Genomic DNA, 23652 nt, shown 5'->3' with positions numbered 1-23652 from the left:
GCTCGGCTTATGGATTTAGAAACTTTGAAAACTTCCGAATTAGATGCTTGTTAAACTGGCATTTTGATTGTTAGTTTAGCATAACAAGTACTAAAGAACCAAATAAACTTTATCTAAAAGAAAGGTAAAAATCATGACGCAATCTCTACAAAAACTAGTTACATTTGATGAATTTGTAGAATTTTTAAAAACACAACTAGAAAATATTCGCTACGAATTATACGATGGGGATATTATTCAAATGCCACAACCCAAAGGAAAACATGAAGAAATTATTGCTTTTTTAGCAGCGATTTTAGGATACGAATTTGTAAGACTTAAGCTCAAATACGGTATATCGAATAAGGCACTAGTACAGGCAGAAAATAAACAGTCTGGATACTTCCCAGATGTTCTTGTAATGAATCTTTCCAATTTAGTAAATGAACCACGCTGGCAAGAAGAGTCTATCTTAACTCAACCAGAATCAATACCATTGGTGATTGAGGTAGTTAGTACTAACTGGCGTGATGATTATCACAAAAAGTTTGCCGATTATGAAGAAATGGGTATTAAAGAATATTGGATAGTGGATTATTTAGCTTTGGGTAGCAAGCTATTAATAGGCGACCCCAAACAACCAACAATCACAATTTACTCTTTAAATAATGAGGGCGAATATCAAGGTAAACAATTTAGAGGTACAGACCGCATAGAGTCGCCAACATTTCCCGAATTAAATCTGACTGCTCAACAGATTTTTCAAGCAAACAATAGCTAACAGCAAACAACCAATAGCCAATGACGGTTGACCAATGCCCCATGCCTGTGTAGGTGAGGGGTGATGTGAAAAAGCGAATATCCGCGCTAAAATGCCCAATGTATAAGTATTCCAGCGAATAAGCCCCCAGGATACCCCTACAGCCGCGCCACAGCCGACGCTAGACACCGCTAATAATACCCGCCAAAATATCGCATCAAGCTAATAGGTTTAACTACAGGAGATACCGCAGTCATAATTCCAGGCTGTAGAGTGCATTAGCTTCAGGGTAACTTAATTCTTTATCCACAATTCTTAAAACTCTTTTTCTCTGGGTGTCAGCATTTTGATAAGTTAGTACATAGTTTGAAACAATTACCTTAACTCGAAGAGGGGATTACGTTGAGTTACCATCCAGATGCTATTGCGCCGCACGGTGGACAGTTAGTTAATCGCATCGCCACACCAGAACAAAGAGAGGAATTTCTCTCTAAGGCTGAGTATTTACCCAGAGTGCAACTTGACGATCGCGCTGTTTCTGATTTAGAAATGATTGCGATCGGTGGGTTTAGTCCACTCACAGGTTTTATGAACCAGGAAGATTACGATCGCGTAGTTAGCGAAATGCGTCTAGCTAATGGTGTTGTGTGGTCAATCCCAATTACACTGTCAGTAACTGAAGAAGTCGCTTCCCCTCTCCAAGAAGGTGGCTTTGTTCGTCTGGATAATCCCAATGGCGAATATATTGGCGTTTTACACCTCACACAAAAATATCGCTACGACAAAACCCGCGAAGCTGTTAATGTCTATCGCACTGATGATGCTAAACATCCGGGAGTACAGGTAGTCTATAACCAAGGGCCGATTAATCTCGCAGGTGATATCTGGCTATTACAACGCAATCCCCATCCTCAATTTCCCGCCTATCAAATCGATCCTGCCGCATCTCGGCAAATGTTCAAAGATAAAGGCTGGAAAACTATCGTTGGGTTTCAAACTCGCAACCCCATCCACCGCGCCCATGAATATATTCAAAAGTGCGCTTTAGAAACTGTTGATGGTCTATTTTTGCACCCATTAGTCGGGGCGACAAAAGAAGATGACATCGCGGCTGATGTGCGGATGCGTTGCTATGAGATTTTGCTGGAACATTACTATCCTTTAGATAGAGTGATTTTGGCAATTAATCCAGCAGCGATGCGTTATGCTGGCCCTAGAGAAGCGATTTTCCACGCTTTAGTGCGCAAAAACTACGGTTGTACTCACTTTATTGTCGGGCGCGATCATGCGGGTGTGGGTGACTATTACGGCACTTACGACGCACAATATATCTTTGATGAGTTTGAACCTCAGGAGTTGGGAATTGTCCCCATGAAGTTTGAACATGCGTTTTACTGTACGCGCACCAAACAAATGGCGACTACTAAAACCAGCCCCAGCAAGCCAGAAGAAAGAGTTCATCTGTCGGGAACCAAAGTTAGAGAAATGCTGCGTCGGGGTGAATTACCTCCTCCAGAATTTTCTCGTCCAGAGGTAGCGGCGGAATTAGCAAGGGCGATGAAGGTACAAGTCCCAGTCTAAGGTTAATAAAGCGAAATTGTACCCACTTTACTTTACACTACAGGCTTCAGCCCTTTAAGCTGTTATGCTGATGGGCTGAGGGCTGATAGCGAATTTATGAAACGTCGGAGTTTTTTACAACGAATTGGTTCAATACTCGCAGTTTTGGGTATAACTGAGGCTGAGTGGTTGACTTGGGGAAATCGCTATTATCAAGCTTTAGCCCAACCTAGTCTGCGTAAATTTGCTTTATTAATAGGGATTAATCAATACGCGCAAAATCCTAAACTTAGCGGCTGCTTAACTGATGTCGAACTGCAAAAAGAACTGTTAATGCACCGCTTTGGCTTTCCATCTGCCAATATTTTGACGTTGACGGAAGAACAAGCTAGCCGAGAATTTATCGAAGCTGCTTTTTTAGAACATCTCGGTAAGCAAGTTAAGGCTGGGGATGTTGTAGTCTTTCACTTTAGCGGTTATGGGACTCGGATTCAATTAGCACCGGACACTGTACAAAATGCACTGGTGGGTTCGGATGCACAAGATAATAAAAATGTCAATTATTTATTAGAAGAAACGCTGTTATTATTATTGCGATCGCTCCCTACAGATCGTGTCACCGCCGTATTAGATAATAGTTACTATGCTCCCACAATTGGGACAGGGTTAGGAATTCGCGCCCGTCCCGAAGTTGAGGATGGGAAGTTAGCCACAGCCGAATTAGAATTTCTCCAACAACTGAAGGCGAAAAATACCGGGAGTAAAGAGGAACTTACCCCACCCTTGCTATTAACAGCAACTACAGATCCCAAGCAATCAGCTAGGGAATTGCTGTTATCTGGTTTTAGTGCAGGGTTATTTACCTACGCCTTAACTCAGTATTTATGGGAAGCTACTCCCAGCAAGACAATTCAAATTAGTCTTGGACAAGTGGAAAGTTCTATAGGTAAGTTGGGAAGCAAGCAGCAGCCAGGGTTAATTACCAGCAAGAAAAATCCTGTTATTGGTGATAATTTGCTGCCTGATAGCTCTATTGGCGGCGAAGGAGCGATTATCACCAAAGAAGACGACGGTAAAAGCGTGAGTTTATGGTTAGGGGGGATACCACCACAAGTATTGGAACATTACGGGGTTAACTCTCGGTTTAGCTTGGTGAGTGGAGAACAGCTAATATTGCGATCGCGTACTGGCTTAACAGCCAAAGCACAATTTTCCACTATTAATAATACTACTGAGGTGAAAGTTGGGCAACTCGTCCAAGAAGCAGTGAGAATTTTACCCCGCAACATTAATTTAATCGTTGCTCTGGATACCGCATTAGAAAGAATTGAACGAGTAGACGCGACTAGCGCCTTTGCTACAGTCTCCCATGTTTCCACTGTGGTGGCGGGAGAACAACCGGCTGATTATCTGTTTAGTAAACTTTTACCTACTCCCACTCGCTACAGTTTATTTTCTCTAGGCGGCGAAGCAATTTTCAACAATCCTGGGGATACTGGGGAAGCGGTAAAAGTTGCTGTGCAAAAATTAGCGCCAAAATTACCGACTTTGTTAGCCGCTAAGTTATGGCGACTCACGGAAAATGAAGGTTCTTCCCGTTTAGCAATCAAAGCCAGCCTAGAAATTGTCAACAGTTTATCACCGCGTGCAATTATGCAACGGGAAACTATGCGTAGCTTCGCAGGGGATACGGCGACAAACAAGTTAATTAGCACGACAATTGTGCCCATTGGCAGTAAAATGCAGTATCGCATCCAAAATTTAGGCGATCGCGCATTGTATTTTATGCTTGTAGGATTAAAGAATAACAGAACTGCGATCGCTTTTTATCCTTGGGAAACTCCCCCAGAAGCCAACAATGTAGCGACAAAACCCCTAGTTAAACAAATAGTCATCGCTCCTGGTGAAACAATTATATTGCCACAAAGCGCTACTGCTTCGGGTTGGGTGATTCCCGGGCCAGCTTATGAAAGCGAACACCAACTAATTTTTAGCACCAATCCCTTCAACGAAACTCTGACTACCTTAGAAACTGCTAAAAATAGCACCACAGATCAACAACCAATCGGCCCCTTATTAAACCCCTTAGAAGTAGCCCAAGCTATCTTACAAGATTTACATAACACTAGTCCTGTCAAAGCTGAAATCAACGGTACAGCAGCCGATTCTTACGTATTAGATGTCAATCATTGGGCTACTCTCAGCTTTAATTTTCAAGTCGCTTAAACAAGAAATCTCGCCACTTAGTTGTGTAGACTACTAGAGATTATGAGTTTTGGCAAATAAATGAAATTACTGTGCAATATTGTCTATTTTACAACTATAGCTATTTGTGTATTGGTTCTTGGTACTAGCATTTATCCAGGTGCGCTAGATGATTTATCTTTTGTCCCCTTTTTGCTGTTTTTCTTTGCAATACCAATAGTTGCGGCTTTGGGGATGATATTATTATTAATCTTAATACTTCTAGCACCAAATGGAAATTTAAAGCAACTCATCAGCAAATTTCCGCATGTGAGAATTCCCTGGCAACGTTTAGGAATTTTAGGTGCAATATTGCTTGTTTCTTATATTCTCGTTGAATTTAATATTCCCTGTCGTGTAGCTTTTATATTATCACAACCAGCATTTGAGCGAATGCTGGTGCAGGCTCCTGTATCTGGCGTTGGCGACATGAAATTGAATCGACACCTTGGTTTATATCATGTTGATGAATATGCAGCCGATTCTCGAGGTGGCGTTTACTTTCGCGTCTATTCTAGCCGTTGGATATTTGACATTATTTCCTATGGTTTTGTTTATCAACCCAATTCAAAAGGAAGTCCTTTTGGCACAAGAAATTACCAGACTTTTCACTTGTCTGGTAAGTGGTATTCGTTTCGAGATACTACTGATTGGGATTGATGAGATGAATAATCAGGCAAAGAGAGCATAAATTTTAATTTATCAAAATGCCTGATTAAAAGCTCATATATAGCAATCCTATCTGAGTTGTGAAAATATTTTTTTAATGAACCGCCAAGACGCCAAGTACGCCAAGGATAAGAGAGAAAACTGAGAATCGGTAAATTTCACAAATGATTTAGGATTGCTATATATAGCTATCTACAAATATTTTTGCAGTAACAAACTCAGCTTTTCTTTTGTCGCTGCGGGTGCTTTATCCAACTGAGTTAAAATTGCATATTTCAAAGCTGAATGTGCATCGCTAGGAGGGGGATTTTCACTCAAGCGGCGCACAGTTTCTTGAATTACCTTTTGTGCATTGACCGCATTACGCTGTAAATTGCCAATTACCATTTCTACAGTGACGCTATCATGATCTGGATGCCAACAATCATAATCAGTTACTAAAGCTAAAGTTGCATAGGCAATTTCTGCTTCCCTAGCTAACTTTGCTTCTGGTAAATTTGTCATACCTATGACTGTTGCACCCCAACTGCGATAAAGATTTGATTCTGCTTTCGTAGAAAATGCAGGCCCTTCCATACATACATAAGTACCGCCGCGATGGAGAGTAACTTCTGGTAAATTTAAAGAAGCGATCGCATCTGCAACTACACCAGCTAAATTCTGACAAATTGGATCGCCAAAAGCAATATGGGCGACAATTCCTTCACCAAAAAACGTTGACACCCGATTTTTGGTTCTGTCAATAAATTGATCCGGTATTACCATATCTAAGGGTTTGGCTTCGGCTTTCAACGAACCCACCGCACTCGCAGAAATTAAATACTCTACACCCAATTTCTTCATTGCATAAATATTGGCACGAAACGGTAATTCTGAAGGCAATAGGGTATGATTACGACCGTGGCGTGCTAAGAATGCTACTCTTGTACCATTTAATGTCCCTAGAATTAAAGCATCAGAAGGCGAGCCAAAAGGCGTATCTATCTGCACTTCTTCGATATCTTTGAGTGCATCCATCTTGTATAAACCGCTGCCACCAATAATGCCAATTTTCACTTCTGCCATAATTCCTCACTCCTTCCAAGGGTGCCAAGTTATTTTAGCGGAATGTGTTTAAGGTTCGGCAATCATCTTCAGATTCCTGCTGACAAGAAAGTTGTGGCGCCATCGCTTAATTTGTCAGAAACCTTATATAGCGCTTCTCAGTTGAGTGCAATACAGTCGGGTTGGGGAAAGGGACTAGGGGCTAGGGACTAGGGGCTAGTGTTTTGTATTGCATTTAAAGGAAAACCGCTATATTTACTGCATTCGATCAATTGTCCGATATTGGATGGCTTCAGCGACATGATGAGCTTGCAACTCATCTTCGCCGGCTAAATCTGCAATGGTACGGGCTACTTTGAGAATGCGATCGCTGGCTCTAGCTGATAAGCCTAATTTTCTAATCGCTGCTTCTAATAAATTCCTGGCAGTATCATCGAGTTTACACCATTTCTGTAAGTGGCGACTTTGCAATTGGGCATTACAACGCAGATTTGGTTCGCCTTGAAAGCGAGACAAAGCGCGATCGCGTGCTTGTTGGACTCGTTTAGCTACTGATATCGATGATTCCCCTGTGGGTTGTTGGGTAATTTCTTCTGGTTTGAGGCGATTCACGGCTACTTGTAAATCTATCCTATCCATTAAAGGGCCGGAAAGTTTCGCCCAGTAACTTTCTCTTTGTCGGGGAGAACAAGTACATGGTTGAATTGTATCGCCGTAGTAACCGCAAGGACAAGGATTAGTACTCGCTACTAAGGTAAACTGCGCTGGTAAGGTAATTGATTGTCTGGTGCGGGAAATCGTCACATAGCCATCTTCTAAAGGCTGGCGGAGAAATTCTAAGACATCCCGTTTAAATTCCGTTAATTCGTCTAAAAATAAGATACCACGGTGAGATAAAGAAATTTCGCCAGGACGGGGAAAGCTACCACCACCGACAAGGGAAGGGCCAGAAGCCGAATGATGAGGACTGCGAAAAGGGCGATCGCGAACTAAAGAACCGCGATTTTTTAATAACCCAGCTACCGAATGAATCCGCGTCACTTCCAAAGCTTCTGCAAAGGTTAGCGGCGGAAGAATACCCGGTAATCGTCTTGCTAACATAGTTTTACCGCTTCCCGGAGGGCCGACAAATATGAGATTATGTCCGCCAGCTGCGGCAATTTCCAAAGCCCGACGAGCGTGAGCCTGTCCTTTCACATCCTGTAAATCTACATTAGCAAAATGTAGCCCTGGATTCTCAGCAGTTTTGATAGTTTCATCAAGTTTTACTGGTTTGTGGGCGGAAGGACGATTTAATAAATCGGCTACCACAGATAAATTTTTGCAGCCGTAAACAGTTAAACCTTCTACTACCGCTGCTTCTTGGGCGTTATCAATGGGAACAACTAAACCTGCAATTCCCATTTTTTGCGCTGTCGCTGCAATGGGGAGAACACCAGCCACAGCACGAAGACTACCATCAAGGGAAACTTCCCCTAAGAATAAAAAATCACCTAGTAAATCAGCATTAACTTGTTCCGAAGCGGCGAGAATGCCTACACTAATAGGTAAATCAAAACTGGGGCCTTCCTTACGTAAATCAGCAGGCGTTAAGTTAATCACAATCTTCCGTTGAGGAAAAGCAAAACCAGCATTCTTTAACGTCGCCTTTACCCTCTCCTTTGATTCTTGCACCGCTGAATCTGGAAGTCCCAACAAAACAATTCCTGGTAATCCCCCTGATACATCGACTTCCACACCTACTTTAACGGCGTCGATGCCAACAATTGATGCACTCCAGACTCTAGCTAGCATTTCTTATATAAAATAAACCTTTAAAATCTCTAGCAGATGAGTAAATCAATTGACATGAGTGAAACCACAGAGACAATTTTCAGCAAAATCATTCGGCGCGAGATTCCCGCCGACATTATTTATGAGGATGATTTAGCTTTAGCTTTCAATGATATTCAACCGCAAGCGCCGGTGCATTTTCTCGTGATCCCAAAAAAGCCCATTCCCAAACTAGCTGATGCAGAATCACAAGATCATGCAGTATTAGGACATTTGTTATTAACAGCCAAGCGGGTTGCAGAACAAGTTGGGCTAGAAAATGGTTATCGGGTGGTGATTAATAGTGGTAACGATGGCGGGCAAACTGTGTATCATTTGCATCTCCACGTTCTTGGCGGGCGGGCGATGAAATGGCCGCCTGGTTGATGATTATTGGGCATGGGGCTATCGTTACAAAGCCCACCAAACTGGGCTAAATTCAGGCTGCGGAGGCAGACTTTGTACCGTTAGCCGCACCCTTGAGGGTGACGGCGGTTTGTCGGGTGAGTCAGAAATTTTGATATTTTGACAAATCGCCTACCCGATATATCGCCCACAGGTTGAAGCATATTTATTAGTCACATTTAGCAAATCTGATCGTGCTTCCCCGCTAAAAAGCCTGGGAATCAATTCCAGGCTAATAAATAAAGTCTACTTTAGTAGACTAAATGATTTCAGTCCACTTAAGTGGACTTATGCTATTAGCCAAGAACTTCAGTTCTTGGCGGAATGACGGGAATTAGCAAATCTAGATATAGTAAATGTACATAACTCATTAAGATTTGATAGTATCAACAAAATCATCAGCCTTACGCAAAACAAATAAACTCCCATCGCCACCCCTACCGATTCTCAAGGTTTCATCCAGGTAGGTAATGTCAAGGCTAGCAACTCGATTTTGCGGATTATTGGCGGAAACTACCTTAAATGGATTGAGTTTAGGCGTATTAATCCCCACAATTTTTTCAATTGCTAAGTAACGCTTATCAAAATAAACATTGATGCGTTTATTTGCTGGTGGCGATACATCTTCCGGTGCTGGTTCAAAGCTAGCGGTGACTTTGACAAAGCCAGAAATTACCCCCAGAGGATGTTTCACATTAGCGAGATTAAAAAACGCTTTATTGGCAACATCAATTACTTGATAAACTGTACCTACCTTTAAACCAAAGGGCAATGAATCTAAAGCGCGAATTTCTCTTGCAGTGGAGTATTGCAATTGCCAAGCACCATTCAACAACCCAGTAGCATAGAGAAGGGGCGAAGGATTGGGATTGAGGCTTTCGAGTTCCACCGTCAGTTGTTCAACTTCTGCGGCTACGGCTTGGTCTAGCTTTAAATTAGTAACAGGTGAGCCTTTGCTTTTAGTTTGCAGCTGCTCTAGCTTGGCTTGTAATTTTTCTTTCACTAAGAGTCGATTTTCCAAGGATTCTACCATCAACAAGCGAAATTACAACTTTAATTGCAGCGACCGCATTTGGGGCTGAAGTTTTCTCGTCCCTGTTCAATTTTAAAATATTTCGCCCTCAGGCGATTGCATTTGCGGGTTATCTTCATGTATGCGCAAAATGCACCAGCTTTATTATTTACACATATTCAGTACTCATTTATGTATTTTGTGTAAACAAAAAGAGCGATCGCCTTTTTATTTATCGAAATCAAGTACTCATTTATAGGTTTTTAGTAAGCAAAAAGCCATTTTACCTTCTCGTTAAGCCTTAACAAGTTCTCATTTTGGTGTTTTCCGCAGATGAAATACCATTTCACCTTCTCGTTAAGCCTTAACAAGTTCTCATTTCGGTAAATCACGCACTCATTTTAGTGTTTTCCGCAAGTAAAAAGATATATTGCTGGCTCAAAAATGGCGATGTTTAACAATAAGCCTCTGTGTAGCTAGGCTTTGTTGTTTTTGGCGATGCCTAGGTTGGGCTACGTTTACGCATTTGTTTTAATACCACACTGCATTCGGTACTCCGAATCAGTGGTGGGAGGATGTCAATAAGTAAATGCAGTACTCAAGTCCTAATAACAATTTAATGTGAAGTTGCACATATCTCAATTCCCATGAATTAGCTGATTCAAAACTGATTCATAAACTACAACAACAAAAGCCATCCTAGAAGCAATGCACTGAAGCTTAAGAAGTTGACGCGGCTTTAGATCTAGTTTTTTGGTAAACATACTTACGCCAGCACAACAAGAACAAACTCAGCAATTGTGAAAATCCCCTTTAGGATCTGTCCAAGATTCCCAAAGAATGATACAAAAGTATTACCGCTGGCGCAAATCATCATACACCAGGAAAGCAAGACAAGGAGGACAAACAGACGCGGTAAAGCTAAGAATTAAAACTGACTACTGACAATTGACAATTGACCATTGACTGTTGACTACTGATACACTTGTTTAGCAAACCACTTCGATAGCCCAAAACGATGAAAGCATCTGCTAAGTTCGACTTTGAAGACGAAAAATTTAATGCACCGCCTTCTCAAGTCATCCCCTGGTGTCAGATGATTAATCCTCGGTATGGCACAGATGGTATACAATCTTACGGTTTAGCAATTAAACTTGATAATGCACAGGCTGTAGGCTTTCAACCAGATGATAATTGGCAACAGGTAGAGCATGAATTTAGCTCTGGAGTGGAAACTATATTTATTACTCCTACTCCCAATTTAGTGATAGTGCGGCGCGGCCCGTTATCGGTTAAAGATAGAGAAACTGGTCTGAAACTAGGTACGCTTAAAGATAATTACGATGCTTTTTTAGCAGATAAGCTTAAATTTAAAACTTTTACACGCTATTTAATTTTTATAGTTGGAGAAGATAAAAAATTCTTGCATCACACACCATTGCAATTAACTTTAAATGGTGCAGCAGGAGCAAGTTTTAGTAAAACCTATTGTGAATATCAACAAGGTAAGGTTATAAGCGGTTTCGTTGCTGAATTGGAAAGAGCTTATGCTGGATACAGAAAGCAACCTGTTACGCCAAAAGGCCCGTTATTTCATGCTCACGGAATTTTTTCACCCATAATTGAAAGTGAAGAAAGGGGCATTGAACCTAATACAGTACTAGTGGCTTCTACTGTGGATTTTAAACATCCAACAGTGACAACATTAACACAATATCTTATAGCTTCTGATGCACCTGAGTCTGCAATAATTTGTAAGGCTTTTGAAGATTACAAAGAATTTGGTAAGGAAGCCGTGAAAATAGAAACACCTAAGATAGAAATGGCGGGTGTTTCTAGTTCTTACATTTACGCTGATGAGGATGATTTTGGTTATCCGCCCTATTAAGAAGCAGGGAGGGTAGGGAGCAGGGAGCAGGGGAGACAAGGAATTTTAGATTTTAGATTTTAGATTTTAGATTCAAACCCAATCCAAAAGACGCTCGCGGACTCGCTAACGCTGCGCTATCGCAAATCCAAAATTCAAAATTGAATTGCCCAATGCCCCATGCCCAATGCCCAATGCCCTATTCTTTGAGTAATAAATAATATAATGAACCGTTACCGCCTGTAATGCCAGCGCGATCGCCTGCTAGTTTGCCGGTTCCCATAAAATAATCTACTCGACCCGGGCCTTTGATGGCGCTACCTGTGTCTTGATCTAAGACAAAGCGGCTGACTCGGCGATACTCTAGCCTACCCGATTTATTAGGATAGGGAAGAGATGTATGAACTAAGGCTAACGCACCAGGAGGCATAAGAGATTTATCGGTAGCAATGGAACGCTCTGGTGTTACAGGTACATTAATACTACCTGTGGCTGGCGTACCGCTGGTTTCCTTAAAGAAAATAAACCGTTCCCAACGTGGCAAATAGTTATTTAACTCTTGGGGAGATTGCTTAAAGAAACTAATTAACTTTGGTAGCGTTAATCCATCTAGTGGTAATTTACCGTCCTTCGCCAGTTCTCTACCGATACTTGTCCAAGGGTAATCTGTACCACCTGCATAACCAATCGATGTTTTTTTACCATCGGTTAACTGAATTTGGGCAGAACCTTGGATGTGAACCATGTATGCGTCGAGGCGATCGCGGAACCATAACATTTCTAAACCGCGTAACTGGCTTTTATCGCCCAATAAACCGTCTTGTCCTTCTAATTCAATGCGTTTTGGGTGCGGTTTAGCCCATTTATCAAAGTCTGGTGGTAAGCGATATAGGGGATATTTATATTGAGCAGTCCTTACACGACTGGCTGTATAAACAGGCTCATAATAAGCAGTAAATTTAACAGTACCCTTGCCATCATTGCCTACAGATTGGTAAAAGGTAAACTCTCGCTTAACAGCAGCTTGCAGTTGTGCGGGCGACTTAGATTGAACTACTAACTGACGAAAGCGTAATAAGCTGCGACGTACCCGATCCAATGTAATTTCTGGAATTGGATATTGTTGATAAATAGCGATCGCCCTATCCCTTTGTAAATAACTGAGACTATGATCAATCGCTTTTAACAGCGCTTGGCGATCGCCGCGTTTACCCCTACTACCCCAAATTTGCTCATCCCAACCCAAACAAGCAGACTTTGGGGTACAACCGCTTCCTAAGTCTACAGGTTTAAGTGCTGGCTGTACCTCAGGTGCAGGTGGTACGGGGATAGGTACCACTGGCGTTGGTTGTACTGGCGCAGGTAAATCAGGAACCTGAGCTACAGCTGACCAGAGGGCATTGACAAAGGCAAGTCCTAGACTTAAGGAGCACAAGGCAAGGGTTTTTCTCATCATTTAGCCAAATCTTTCAACACTAGAGCTAAAAATCGGTTCTACTCGGATCGCAATAATCCGAGCTGGGCGTACTACCATATACTCCCCTTGAATATTCTTGATCGGCACGCTAATAAAGTCATTAGAAGCAGACTTTGGCACCAGTTCGCCACTATACCACTTCTGAAACTCTTGAATAGTCGGAAAACGTACTTCTTCGCGGTGACCACTTTCTAGTAGAAGGTGAACTGAGTATTCATTCGGAGTTCTAGGCATAAAGTTGAATTATTTAAAACACATTCAACCCATTGTTAACCACCATATCCCAGAATGAGAAGGGGAACTATACGGTAGCATTACAGATATTCTGGAGAGTTTTGAGTTCATCGCTCAACACTCTCTACTTCTGCTTTTAAGTTGCACAATCCATTGTGAGGGTTGTTGACTGTTGACCGTTGACCGCGCCGCACTGAGCCTGTCGAAGTGTTGACTATTAACAACCCTTATTAGTATTTATGCAATTTAGATGCGCATTAGCTTACTTTCGGCTATGACGGTGGCTTACCCGGATACGGTTCCCAGAAAATTGAACAGGGGGAGAATTAAAAAAGCCCAATGCCTGAGGCTATAAAAACAAAGCCCACCTCTGTGGGCTAAAAAGTATATTTTTCCTAGTCCCTAGCCTCTAGCCCCTAACTTGGCTTTGGGAAAGCCGCGTTGAGAGTTTAAGAAGGGGGGTATGGGACAGTCTAGTGTCATAGCGATCGCTCTGAGCAAATCTGCTTCTGATGGTGTCACTTTATTATCTAGTAAAACGGTGTGGGCACAGGCATCCACCAGGGCTTGTTTGAGTTTGGGAGTTGCAAGGCGCAGGCGATCGATACTTTTTTTGATATCAGTAAAGCTACCATTAACTGGTGTATCTGGTGTTTCTTGCTGTCCGGCTCCGGGAAGGCGAAAAACCCCTGAACGGAAAGCATAGGCAATTTCATCGGGTTGAGTTTGTCCGACTCTGGCTAATGCTGACAGTACTAGTATGCTATCTGACCAAATCTGGTCTATAGATGTGAATTCTACTGTTGTGTGTGCCGTGGGATTTATACAAGGTTCGAGTCGATGCCACAGTACTAGCTGCAACACAAAATTCCATAATGATAGACTTCCCCTAGCAATAATGATTCCTTGGACGCATTTACACAATCTTTGGCATTCTTTCGCGGAAGTTTGCCGGAATGTGGGTATCATCAAATCGACCAGAGGTAAACGCAAGCTGGGATCTAATTGATTGATTTCGTTGCTAAATTCCAGGGTTTTCTCGATTAATTCCGGTGGTTGGACTTGTTTTAACCAAGTTATTTGCCGTTCTTGAATTTCGGAATTTTCGAGTTCTAAGGCTAAGGCAAAAGCGATCGCAGTTGCGCTTTGCTGTTCCTTTACCCCCATACGTAAGCTTTCTGGTAACTGAGCTAATAAGGCTTGAGCATGGGCGAAATGCTCAGGCGCAACGCTTCCCACTTGGTTAACTATTTGTTCTGGTGTAATGGCGGTATGATTTCCACCACCAGCAAAGCCCATTGCTAGCCCATCCCCATGACTTTGATGACGCATTGGCGATCGCATTTTGGCTAAATCTTGGGGGTTTAAACTCCCAATTCGGCGGATGCGTTCTGTTAAGGGTGGATGGGTAGCAAACATATCTTCCCAAAATTCCAGCTTGAGCGCATTGCCAAAAAACATGTGGCTGGCGGCTTCTGCTCCGGGAGCAATTAAACGCGAATCCATCTGTTGAAGTTTTACAAAAACTCCGGTAATTCCTAAAGGGTTACGAGTAAATTGTACTGCTGAAGCATCAGCCAAAAATTCTCGCTGACGAGAGACAGCAGCTTTAATTAAGCGTCCGCACAATAACCCAATACTGCCAATAGCCATTAATGCTAAACCAAACGCCCACAGGGGTAAACCTTTTTCTTCGCTAGAACCGCGCACACGCCAGCGCCACAGAAATTCCCCGGCTAAGTAAATAAATAAAATCCCGTGTAAAAGCCCCATTAAGCGCAAATTCAGCCGCATATCTCCGTTAAGAATGTGGCTGAATTCATGGCCGATGACTCCTTGTAATTCATCCCGGTTCAGGTGTTGCAAACTACCACGGGTAACGCCAATTACCGCATCGTTAGGTGTAAACCCAGCAGCAAAGGCGTTGATACCAGATTCTGATTCCAACAGATAAACTGCGGGGACAGAAATACCAGATGCGATCGCCATTTCCTCGACTATATTTAATAATTGTCGCCCTTGTTCGTCTGCCATTTCTGGTATTAGTAGCTGTCCCCCCAACTGCTGCGCAATCATGCTACCTCCCTCACGCAGACAGAAGATTTTATAAGTACTAGCAAGCGCGATCGCAATTATGGTGAGAGTGGCTACCCAGAAAAATAAGCCAGAATGCCACCAAATCCTGGGAGCCATGCGCAACACAAACAACATAGCAATATAAATTGCTACAACCATGACTGCGATCGACAAAGCAAATAACCCAATTAACTTTTGCGTGTTTTGGCGTGCTATATCCTGATGTTCAAAGAAATTCATAGACACTAAAAAGACACGCGGGGAGCAGTTTTCATTTCTGGTGTCGCTTCTTGGAGTAATTCAGCATTAGTAAAGTTAAAATTGCGGGCTATTAAATTACTGGGGAACGATTCGCTTTTGGTGTTGTAGAGTGTCACAGCATCATTAAAAGCCTGACGCGCAAAAGCAATTCGGTTTTCCGTCGAAGATAATTCTTCCATCACCTGAGTCATGGCGCTATCAGCTTTGAGTTCTGGGTAAGCTTCCGAAAGTACCATCAAGCGACTTAACGCACCCGTCAACGCCGCCTCAGCATTACCTAATTGCTGCATCGCTTGTGGATCGCCAGGATTTTGCATTGCGCGACTGCTAGCATTTACCGCAGAATTCCGTGCTGCAATTACTGCTTCTAAGGTTTCGCGCTCATATTTCATGTAACCTTTAGCAGTTTCCACCAAATTGGGAATTAAGTCATAGCGCCGCTGTAATTGCACATCAATTTGGGCGTAAGCATTCTTATAGCGATTGCGAAACTTCACTAAATCGTTGTAGCTACTAATGATAATTACAACCACAGTGGCAACTACAACAACCAAAAATATTAAAAAACCGATCATATTTTTAAAGTTCCAAAAAACTTGCGAATGGAGAAATGCAACACCTGACAAGCAAGCAAAAATAGTTGTTTGCAGAGTTACCCATCAAAGTAGCCGTTATATCCAGTCAAGTTTTTCTGGATATATCAAAGAGTCTACTTTCCGCAAGTTTGCTTCGTCGCCTGTATAATTAATTACGAATATTTACTGATATTGATGTTGCTGTAGGCGATCGCATTATTCTGTGTCTCCCGTCTCTGGAGAGGTTTATCATTCATCTAACCACAGAGGCGCAGCGAAAAGTCTGAGCGGAGGTTTCCTCCGTACACCGAAGGTGTTGCCGAAGGCATCAGAACTTTTCAAGACAGAGAACACAGAGATTTGAAGATAGCTAAATTACTGCCTAATTCCTTTAATAAACTCTGTTCTAGCTTCAATAATTGAAGGCATCAAAACACAACGTACTAATAAATTGATATCTAATTCTGGCAGTAAATTACTTTGAGTAATTTGTTCATAGTTATCATTATTTAGTCCATATAAAAATAACTGATTATTTTCCCAAAACCAGACTTCAGTAATTTTAAATCTCTTATATTTTTCTAGTTTATCGAGACTGCCACTAGTAATATTAACTTCAATAGCTAAATCAGGATGCTCTTTTTTCTCACCTATATAATAAGATTCATCAGGTTCAAAAGAAGCACTCTTTTCCTTTGCTCGACGGGTAGCACTACCTACAGGGATAAAATTTATACCTTTTTCAAAAAAGTATAGTGCTATAAATATAGCAATCACACTTTTGATAGCTTCATGTTCTTCACCGAGAGTCATAAATTCTATACACCCGTCAAGAAAAGTAATCCGCAAACCTGGCGCATCTGCTGTTAACGCTTCAATCTTCTCAAATTCCTCCCAACTGTAATAGCCAGGTAATAGAAAGCGCTGTTCTGGGAGGGTAGTAAATTTATCTAGAATTTGGGGAGTCATAGTTTGTTGGTTTTATCTATAGATTGCCATACCCTACTGCAATAAGAAGATAATCCTGAATGGCGACCTTGATATTTTCATTCCATAGGAAAATGATATTTTATGATTGATTACTTACCATAAGTATAACTCTGAGTACAGGATATAATAAGCAACTTAATATCTCTGAATTAGTGTGAATAAATAAAAACCAGCAGCGGTGAATATAAAAAACACAGTAACAGAATATACTATTACATCTTTTAACAAGAATAATATCCAATCTTTTCTTAGTTCTTGTTTAAACTTTAGTTCTCGTAACTTCCGCTCAAGTTCTGCATCTTCTTTGGCAGGTAAACTGACATAACGAGCAGGATATATATTATCAATAATTTCTTCTGTAGGACGTTTTTCTTCCCATGTATCCAAAGTTTCTACAAAATTGTCTAATGGCTGATTAGTTTGATTAACGACAATCGGTAGATTTTCCTTTGTTAGCTTGCCTATTTCTTTTTTAAGCGCCTTCTTTACTGCTTTTTTAATTAAAATTTCTAGTTTCTTAGCCGACATGGGTTGTTAAAAATTTTTGTACATATAGTTTCAGCTTTATTTTAATAGAATTTAATGCCAAGCAAATGAATTCACAAATACATTTCTAGGTTGTGAGGATAAAATCCAGGTTTTGAGTTGTATTCCAGCAATGTGATTGTCATGATGAAAACATCAATATATTCTAGAGGGCATGGCAGTAACATGCCCCTACCATTTGTCGCCTTATTTTTTCAAATTGGTATCATTTTGGCAACTTAATTACAAGCTCATAGCCATCCTAAATGAGTTACAAGGATTTATCCTAGCTACTCGATTTTTTGTGTCTATCAATCAAATAAAATTGCTATATCTCTTGGTTAAAAACAGAATTCAATTCAATATTTTCATTGTACAAATTTGCGTTAAATCCACATTTCCACCACTAATAATAATCCCAATTCTCGTCACTGGGACGGTTACGACACCTTCTAGTACGGCGGCTGCGGCTAGTACTCCTGTGGGTTCAACAACAATTTTCAAGCGTTCCCAAAGAAAAAACATGGTGCGGATAATTGCTGATTCTGATACTTTGACCATATCATCAACGTAATTGAGGACTAAGGGAAAAGTAATTTTCCCCAAGCTGGGAGTACGTGCGCCATCAGCAATTGTATTGGGGTTATGGACAGTTTGCAGAGTTTTGCTGTAAAAGGAACGGGTAGCATCATCGGCTAATTCTGGTTCAACGCCGATTACCCGACATTTTGGTGAGAGTGCTTTAGTAGTGATCGCACATCCGGAGAGTAAACCACCACCACCGCAAGGTACTAATAAAAAGTCGAGTTCGCCTACTTCTTGGATTAATTCTAAAGCGGTTGTACCTTGTCCGGCGATGATATGAGGATGATCGTAAGGGGGAATGAGTTTCAAGTTGCGATCGCTGGCTAAACTTTGGGTTAGTTCTTCTCGGTTAGTATTGTGTCGATTGTAGAGAATGACTTCCGCTCCATAACCGCGAGTAGCTGTTTGCTTGACTGCTGGTGCATCATCGGGCATGACAATAGTTGTGGGGATATTGAGTAATTGTCCCGCCAGTGCGATCGCCTGTGCATGATTCCCCGATGAAAAAGTAATCACCCCTTGTTGTTTTTGGGTTGCAGATAACTGTGTTAATGCATTATATGCGCCTCTAAACTTAAAAGCCCCTGTACGTTGAAAGTTTTCGCATTTAAAAAATACCTGACTGTGAGTTAGTTCATTAACTGTTCTCGAAGTTAGCACTGGCGTTTGGTGGGCAATCCCGAAAAGCCGATTGTAAGCAGCTTGTACATCAGTAATGGTGAGCGAGTTTTCCTGTAGCATTGCTGGGAGGATGAAATATTCTCGCTTATTATTTTTATCGGAAATAGTATTTATGCCAAGCACCCAATATTTAGTGCTTGGCATCTTTTTGTCAATTCCTATTCTGGAATGAATGCTGCTGTTTAGACGACACTTTGCTAAAGCAAAACTAATTAATATACCGCAAATCTTTGTTGAATTGCTATAACAAAGGACAAAAAACTAATTTAACTATTCTCATCCAAAATGGTGCCTTCCAAATTCGCTTTTTCTAAATTAGCGCCGCTTAAATTGGCTGCATTTAAGTCTGCTTGCGCCAAATTCGCCTGAGTCAAATCGGCTACTGTTAAGTCTGCACCGCTCAAATCAGCCTTATCTAGATTTGCCGCAATTAAAGTGGCGTCAGTTAACTCTGCTTCGCTGAGATTGGCTTCAATTAATTTGGCGACAGTTAAATCAGCATGACTCAAATTTGCGCTATCTAAAACAGCACCATCTAAAATTGCGCCATCTAAAATTGCACCAGTTAAATTACTCCCAGTGAGGTTAGCATCACTCAAATTTGCTCCGTTTAAATCTGCCTTAACTAAGCTAGTGTGGCTTAAATTTGCATGACTCAGATTTGCACCATCTAAAATTGCTCTATCGAAAATTGCACCACTGAGATTCACTTCTCGCAAATTTGCTTCGCTGAGGTTAATACCCGTAAAGTCTCTTGTACCTGCGGCATAGTTTTTTAGGAGTTCATCTGCCTGCATAGATTATGCTCCACTTATTTTTGTTACGTTGAAAGTCACGGCAATTAATTTATGACTTAGCCTTGGCAACAGAGGCTTGAAAAATACGCTTAAACTATCATATCTAGCAGATTTTTTTCTTATCACTAGCTAAGGTTATTATTTGATTTCATACCTTGGATAGTAGGCATTTCCAAAGCAATAATGAAACGGTTACACCTAAATATAGCAATCCCATCTGAGTTGTGAAAATATTTTTCTAATGAACCGCCAAGTCGCCAAGTACGCCAAGGAAAAGAGAAAAAATGAGAATTAATAAATTTCACAAATGATTTAGGATTGCTATATGTAAATTAAACTAATAATTCCGAAGTTATTTCCTCAAAGTTGCGGCTGTAGACTTTGTTACTATATTCTTGCCAGGCTTGGTTTGAAGAGTTGGGAAATTGGGTTAATGTTGCCTGTTGAATATATTCCATAAACGGGCGACGAAGACGTTCATATTTATCGAAAGCTGAGGCTATGGCTTGCTGGTTATCCCAATGATTTTCTTGAGCAATATTAGTAATTAATGTTGTCATTATCATTGCATCTTCTAATCCTTGATTAGCTCCTTGAGCCATAAAAGGAGGCATACCATGTGCGGCATCACCAACTAATACAACTCGTCCTGCACTCCAACTTGGTAAGATGGTTTCATCTATAGCAGCACGATGAATGTAATAAGGACGTTGCAAAATATTTTCTGGTGGAGATAATTCCACTAATTCTTGTAGTACCTGGGGAAATCCAGCTTTTTCTAACTCTTGCAGCCCTAAGTTATGCAAATCACTACCAGACTTCCCTGACACTGACTCCAAAGGTACAGCTACATGCAGTAAATAGCCCATACTTTGTCTATTCATTAACAACATTCTGGGCGTTTCGCTAAAAGCGCGATTGCTCAGATCATAGTTAGCTACTGTAATAATTGGCGAGCCAGCCAAAAATTTTTCTTCAATATGCGATCGCACTTCCTGGGGAATATCGGGTATTTCTCGACAAGATATTGCCGCAAACCCAGAATATTCTGGTGTGGCAAAAGCTAGGTTAGAGCTATCAGCATAAAGTATCTTACGCACTGTAGAGTTAATGCCGTCTGCGGCAACAATTAACTTAGCGCGGAATGATTTTGTCAGTGATGGTTGAGGCGCACTGTCTGAATTTTGAGACTGGGTATCATGATTATTTTGTTGATCTGACCAATATGCATAGGGATTAGCCTCAACACTCGCACTACTAACGCAATCGATGCGAATGCAGCCTAATTCTGGCTCATCTACTACATTAATACAACGGTGATTCGGTTTAACCTGGTCTTCTGGAAGTAGTTGCCTTAAGGCACTTTGTAAATTATACCAAGAAATGGAAACTCGACCTTCGCCATACTCACTAAACCAAACATCAAAACTCAAAGGAATTGCGCGAATTTTCTGCCCCTGAAAGTTTTTTGAAGCCCATTCTAGTGAAGGTTTGGGAAGTTTTGGTTCAATGACTGCGGTGGTTTTCTCTTCTTCAGAAGGCTGGTAATTAGTGAAAGTCAGACTCGCTGTTTTGACTGCTTGATATGCGCGCTCATCTAAATATTTTAGAGCTTTTAATCCGTTAGGCAGAAGATCCACAACCTGACCAACTTGACGAAAAGCACGAGTTTGGTCTATGACGAGAATATTGTCAATACCACGTTTGCGTAAACCAACAGCAGTAGCTAAACCAATAGGGCCAGCACCAACTATGATAACATCGTAGATTTTGTTGATGGATGTATCTGTGAACCCATCTGCTATTGATTGACTTTGGGGAATATTCATACGCAAGCAAGATAAGTTGGCATTTTTACCGCAGTAGTAAAAACTCCGGAAATTAACAAAAAGGTAAACAATATTGTCTACCTTCTTGTTATATCAACTATTGGTTACTAGCTTGTCTGTAACAGGCAAATTCCATTGTGAAAGTTGCCATTCCCGCAGTTTGCGATCGCAAGTCTGTAGAATAGCCAAACATCCGCGCTAGGGGTACTTCCGCTCGAATCACTGAGTATGTTTGCATAGTTTGGGAACCCAACAGCAAACCGCGACGGGAAGAGATATCGCCTTGAACTCTACCTAAATACTCGTTGGGTGTTTCCACTTCTACAAGCATAATTGGTTCGAGAATATAGGCTTTGGCTTTGCTAATCGCTTCTTCTAAGGCTTGATGGGAAGCTGAACGAAAAGCCAATTCTGACGAATCCACCGAGTGATAGGAACCGCTTTCGAGAACGACTTTTACCCCGGTGACAGGATAACCTTCTAAAGGCCCGGATTGCATAGCTTCGCGGAAACCTTTTTCGCAACCAGGAATATATTCTTTGGGAATTGCACCGCCAACTACTCGGTTTTCAAATACAAAGAGTTCTTCTGTGGGTTCAATCCAACCACTGACATGGGCGTATTGTCCAGAACCACCGCTTTGTTTTCTCAGTCGATAATCAAAGTATGCTTTTTGACCAATTGTTTCCCGATAGGCAACTGCGGGTTTACCAACATATACCTCCGTGTTATATTCCCGTTGAATGCGCTCTAAGTAGATTTCTAAATGCAGTTCCCCCATCCCAGAAATCAGAGTCGCCCCTGATTCGGGATCTATACTCAACTTAAAGGTGGGATCTTCTTTTTGGAAGCGGTTGAGAGCTTTAGAAAGGCGATCGCTATCTTCTTGTTTTTTCGGCGTGACTGCCAGTGTAATTACTGGCTCTGGCACATACATTTTTTCTAAAGATACTAGTGTTTCTCCAGAATAAAAGGTATCACCAGAGGCACAATCGATACCCAGCAGGGCGATAATATCCCCAGCTTCCGCAGCTTTCACCTCTTCGCGCTTGTTGGCGTGCATTCTCACTAAGCGCCCAATTTGCACCCGTTGTTGAGTACGGGCGTTGTAAACAGTATCGCCCTGTTTTAATGTCCCGGAATAAATTCGGGTGTAGGTTAACTGCCCAAAGGATTCTACAGTGAGTTTAAAGGCTAACGCCACTAAAGGATCGTCAGGATTGGGGTACAAGCTAACAGACTCTACAGTTTTGACGATTTCCCGATCTACTGGCGATGGGAGATAATAGGCGATCGCATCTAATAAATTTTGCACGCCTTTATTTTTGAATGCTGAACCCAGCAATACTGGTGTTAGTTGCAAGGTTAAGGTAGCTTGGCGAATAGTTTGCCAAATTAATTCTTTGGGAACTTCCTTACCTTCCAATAACATCTCTGTCATCGATTCAGAGAAGAATGACAAAGCATCCAGCAGCTTTTCTCTGGCTTGCTGCGCTTCTTCTACAAGGGCGTCAGGAATTGACTGTTTCACCCAATTTTCGCCGTTTTCGCCTTCAAAATAGGAAGCTTCCATTTCAATTAGGTCAATTACCCCTTGAAATTGATCTTCGCTACCAATGGGATATTGAAGTAGTATGGCATTCAACTGCAAGCGATCGCGCATAGCTTGCACCACCCGAAATGGATTTGCACCGATGCGATCCATTTTGTTGATAAATGCAATCCGGGGTACGCGATAGCGCTTCATCTGGCGATCCACAGTAATCGATTGGGATTGCACCCCCGCCACCGCACACAACACCATTACCGCCCCATCCAATACCCGCAGGGCACGCTCCACTTCTATCGTAAAATCAACATGTCCTGGTGTATCAATTAAATTAATTTGTGTATCGTGCCACTGACAAGTTGTCGCGGCTGAAGTGATGGTAATACCATGTAATTTTTCTTCTGGCATAAAATCCATCGTTGCACCCTTGCCACCTCCCCTTACTTCTTCAATTGCATGGATTCTGCCTGTATAGAAGAGAATGCGCTCTGACAGTGTAGTTTTACCAGAGTCGATGTGAGCAGAAATACCAATGTTTCGGATGCGTTCTCGGGGAACCATAATAACTTCCTTGATTATTGATGCAACAAATTATTACCGCCTCAGCAGTAAGGCTATTTTGTATTACAAGCATACTACAAAGTAACTGGGATTGCAAACAATCTCTGGTTGCTTGCTGGGAAAGCCGAGGGATGATGAGGTAGCAAAAATCAGGTTAGGC

The 23652-nt window shown here is 41.6% G+C and carries 19 protein-coding genes; 6 read left to right on the top strand and 13 right to left on the bottom strand.

The annotated features are described in order from the left end of the window. The first annotated feature begins 133 nt into the window (after positions 1 to 133). From H6G41_RS27080 to H6G41_RS27065, 4 genes are all read left to right on the top strand, one after another. Entirely contained in the window at positions 134 to 760 is a 627-nt protein-coding gene (locus H6G41_RS27080; protein WP_190750406.1) for a Uma2 family endonuclease, read from the top strand. A 381-nt stretch (positions 761 to 1141) separates the two neighbouring features. Beyond that, complete coding sequence (gene sat, locus H6G41_RS27075; RefSeq protein WP_190750404.1) at positions 1142 to 2320, top strand: sulfate adenylyltransferase; 1179 nt, start codon at positions 1142 to 1144, stop codon at positions 2318 to 2320. A gap of 96 nt (positions 2321 to 2416) precedes the next feature. Then, on the top strand, positions 2417 to 4525 hold the full coding sequence (locus H6G41_RS27070) for a caspase family protein (RefSeq protein ID WP_190750401.1): 2109 nt from the start codon (positions 2417 to 2419) through the stop codon (positions 4523 to 4525). Positions 4526 to 4585: 60 nt separating this feature from the next. Continuing rightward, positions 4586 to 5203 (top strand): hypothetical protein, encoded by a 618-nt coding sequence (locus tag H6G41_RS27065; RefSeq protein WP_190750400.1) that lies wholly within the window; start codon positions 4586 to 4588, stop codon positions 5201 to 5203. A gap of 201 nt (positions 5204 to 5404) precedes the next feature. Here H6G41_RS27065 and H6G41_RS27060 read toward each other — a convergent pair whose 3' ends face one another. Next, the gene (locus tag H6G41_RS27060) at positions 5405 to 6277 is read right to left on the bottom strand and encodes an S-methyl-5'-thioadenosine phosphorylase (RefSeq protein WP_190750398.1); all 873 of its coding nucleotides are present in this window, start codon (positions 6275 to 6277) and stop codon (positions 5405 to 5407) included. A 234-nt stretch (positions 6278 to 6511) separates the two neighbouring features. Continuing rightward, on the bottom strand, positions 6512 to 8050 hold the full coding sequence (locus H6G41_RS27055) for a YifB family Mg chelatase-like AAA ATPase (protein ID WP_190750396.1): 1539 nt from the start codon (positions 8048 to 8050) through the stop codon (positions 6512 to 6514). Between the two features lie 54 nt (positions 8051 to 8104). On the opposite strand from H6G41_RS27055, the gene H6G41_RS27050 reads away from it, so the two are divergent. Further along, positions 8105 to 8455 (top strand): histidine triad nucleotide-binding protein, encoded by a 351-nt coding sequence (locus H6G41_RS27050; RefSeq protein WP_190750419.1) that lies wholly within the window; start codon positions 8105 to 8107, stop codon positions 8453 to 8455. Positions 8456 to 8843: 388 nt separating this feature from the next. Here the strand turns inward: H6G41_RS27050 and H6G41_RS27045 are convergent, their stop codons facing one another. After that, on the bottom strand, positions 8844 to 9506 hold the full coding sequence (locus H6G41_RS27045; protein ID WP_190750394.1) for a PAP/fibrillin family protein: 663 nt from the start codon (positions 9504 to 9506) through the stop codon (positions 8844 to 8846). A gap of 997 nt (positions 9507 to 10503) precedes the next feature. Between H6G41_RS27045 and H6G41_RS27040 the strand changes: the two genes are divergently transcribed. Further along, entirely contained in the window at positions 10504 to 11373 is an 870-nt protein-coding gene (locus tag H6G41_RS27040) for a DUF5895 domain-containing protein (protein WP_190750391.1), read from the top strand. Positions 11374 to 11551: 178 nt separating this feature from the next. Here H6G41_RS27040 and H6G41_RS27035 read toward each other — a convergent pair whose 3' ends face one another. The 10 genes from H6G41_RS27035 to fusA all read right to left on the bottom strand — a co-directional run bounded on the left by H6G41_RS27035 (position 11552) and on the right by fusA (position 23492). Continuing rightward, positions 11552 to 12805, bottom strand: coding sequence for a murein transglycosylase A (locus tag H6G41_RS27035; protein ID WP_190750416.1), 1254 nt, complete (start codon positions 12803 to 12805; stop codon positions 11552 to 11554). A gap of 3 nt (positions 12806 to 12808) precedes the next feature. Then, positions 12809 to 13063, bottom strand: coding sequence for a hypothetical protein (locus H6G41_RS27030; RefSeq protein ID WP_190750389.1), 255 nt, complete (start codon positions 13061 to 13063; stop codon positions 12809 to 12811). A gap of 402 nt (positions 13064 to 13465) precedes the next feature. After that, complete coding sequence (locus tag H6G41_RS27025) at positions 13466 to 15379, bottom strand: M48 family metallopeptidase (RefSeq protein ID WP_190750387.1); 1914 nt, start codon at positions 15377 to 15379, stop codon at positions 13466 to 13468. A 5-nt stretch (positions 15380 to 15384) separates the two neighbouring features. Next, a complete protein-coding gene (locus tag H6G41_RS27020; protein ID WP_199316338.1) occupies positions 15385 to 15975 on the bottom strand; it encodes a LemA family protein in 591 nt (196 codons plus the stop codon). 375 nt (positions 15976 to 16350) lie between these two features. Beyond that, the gene (locus H6G41_RS27015) at positions 16351 to 16944 is read right to left on the bottom strand and encodes a Uma2 family endonuclease (protein WP_190750385.1); all 594 of its coding nucleotides are present in this window, start codon (positions 16942 to 16944) and stop codon (positions 16351 to 16353) included. Positions 16945 to 17100: 156 nt separating this feature from the next. Then, positions 17101 to 17493 (bottom strand): hypothetical protein, encoded by a 393-nt coding sequence (locus H6G41_RS27010; RefSeq protein WP_190750383.1) that lies wholly within the window; start codon positions 17491 to 17493, stop codon positions 17101 to 17103. A 351-nt stretch (positions 17494 to 17844) separates the two neighbouring features. Continuing rightward, the gene (locus H6G41_RS27005) at positions 17845 to 18816 is read right to left on the bottom strand and encodes a threo-3-hydroxy-L-aspartate ammonia-lyase (protein ID WP_190750412.1); all 972 of its coding nucleotides are present in this window, start codon (positions 18814 to 18816) and stop codon (positions 17845 to 17847) included. Between the two features lie 206 nt (positions 18817 to 19022). After that, the gene (locus H6G41_RS27000) at positions 19023 to 19553 is read right to left on the bottom strand and encodes a pentapeptide repeat-containing protein (RefSeq protein ID WP_190750381.1); all 531 of its coding nucleotides are present in this window, start codon (positions 19551 to 19553) and stop codon (positions 19023 to 19025) included. 332 nt (positions 19554 to 19885) lie between these two features. Further along, the gene (locus tag H6G41_RS26995) at positions 19886 to 21382 is read right to left on the bottom strand and encodes an NAD(P)/FAD-dependent oxidoreductase (RefSeq protein WP_190750379.1); all 1497 of its coding nucleotides are present in this window, start codon (positions 21380 to 21382) and stop codon (positions 19886 to 19888) included. Between the two features lie 97 nt (positions 21383 to 21479). Then, a complete protein-coding gene (fusA, locus tag H6G41_RS26990) occupies positions 21480 to 23492 on the bottom strand; it encodes an elongation factor G (RefSeq protein WP_190750377.1) in 2013 nt (670 codons plus the stop codon). Positions 23493 to 23652 lie beyond the last annotated feature (160 nt).

The organism is Tolypothrix sp. FACHB-123, from assembly GCF_014697075.1.
Lineage (GTDB): Bacteria > Cyanobacteriota > Cyanobacteriia > Cyanobacteriales > Nostocaceae > Aulosira.
Note: the sequence above shows the minus strand (reverse complement) of the source record. Positions and strands in the feature narration are given on the sequence as shown.

Coding starts and splice junctions, on each gene's coding strand:
- H6G41_RS27035 (WP_190750416.1), bottom strand. CDS start 12,805: ATGAGAAAAACCCTTGCCTTGTGCTCCTTAAGTCTAGGACTTGCCTTT.
- H6G41_RS27015 (WP_190750385.1), bottom strand. CDS start 16,944: ATGACTCCCCAAATTCTAGATAAATTTACTACCCTCCCAGAACAGCGC.
- H6G41_RS27030 (WP_190750389.1), bottom strand. CDS start 13,063: ATGCCTAGAACTCCGAATGAATACTCAGTTCACCTTCTACTAGAAAGT.
- fusA (WP_190750377.1), bottom strand. CDS start 23,492: ATGGTTCCCCGAGAACGCATCCGAAACATTGGTATTTCTGCTCACATC.
- H6G41_RS26995 (WP_190750379.1), bottom strand. CDS start 21,382: ATGAATATTCCCCAAAGTCAATCAATAGCAGATGGGTTCACAGATACA.
- H6G41_RS27065 (WP_190750400.1), top strand. CDS start 4,586: ATGAAATTACTGTGCAATATTGTCTATTTTACAACTATAGCTATTTGT.
- H6G41_RS27070 (WP_190750401.1), top strand. CDS start 2,417: ATGAAACGTCGGAGTTTTTTACAACGAATTGGTTCAATACTCGCAGTT.
- H6G41_RS27020 (WP_199316338.1), bottom strand. CDS start 15,975: ATGATCGGTTTTTTAATATTTTTGGTTGTTGTAGTTGCCACTGTGGTT.
- H6G41_RS27045 (WP_190750394.1), bottom strand. CDS start 9,506: ATGGTAGAATCCTTGGAAAATCGACTCTTAGTGAAAGAAAAATTACAA.
- H6G41_RS27055 (WP_190750396.1), bottom strand. CDS start 8,050: ATGCTAGCTAGAGTCTGGAGTGCATCAATTGTTGGCATCGACGCCGTT.
- H6G41_RS27060 (WP_190750398.1), bottom strand. CDS start 6,277: ATGGCAGAAGTGAAAATTGGCATTATTGGTGGCAGCGGTTTATACAAG.
- H6G41_RS27000 (WP_190750381.1), bottom strand. CDS start 19,553: ATGCAGGCAGATGAACTCCTAAAAAACTATGCCGCAGGTACAAGAGAC.
- H6G41_RS27005 (WP_190750412.1), bottom strand. CDS start 18,816: ATGCTACAGGAAAACTCGCTCACCATTACTGATGTACAAGCTGCTTAC.
- H6G41_RS27010 (WP_190750383.1), bottom strand. CDS start 17,493: ATGTCGGCTAAGAAACTAGAAATTTTAATTAAAAAAGCAGTAAAGAAG.
- H6G41_RS27050 (WP_190750419.1), top strand. CDS start 8,105: ATGAGTGAAACCACAGAGACAATTTTCAGCAAAATCATTCGGCGCGAG.
- H6G41_RS27025 (WP_190750387.1), bottom strand. CDS start 15,379: ATGAATTTCTTTGAACATCAGGATATAGCACGCCAAAACACGCAAAAG.
- H6G41_RS27080 (WP_190750406.1), top strand. CDS start 134: ATGACGCAATCTCTACAAAAACTAGTTACATTTGATGAATTTGTAGAA.
- H6G41_RS27040 (WP_190750391.1), top strand. CDS start 10,504: ATGAAAGCATCTGCTAAGTTCGACTTTGAAGACGAAAAATTTAATGCA.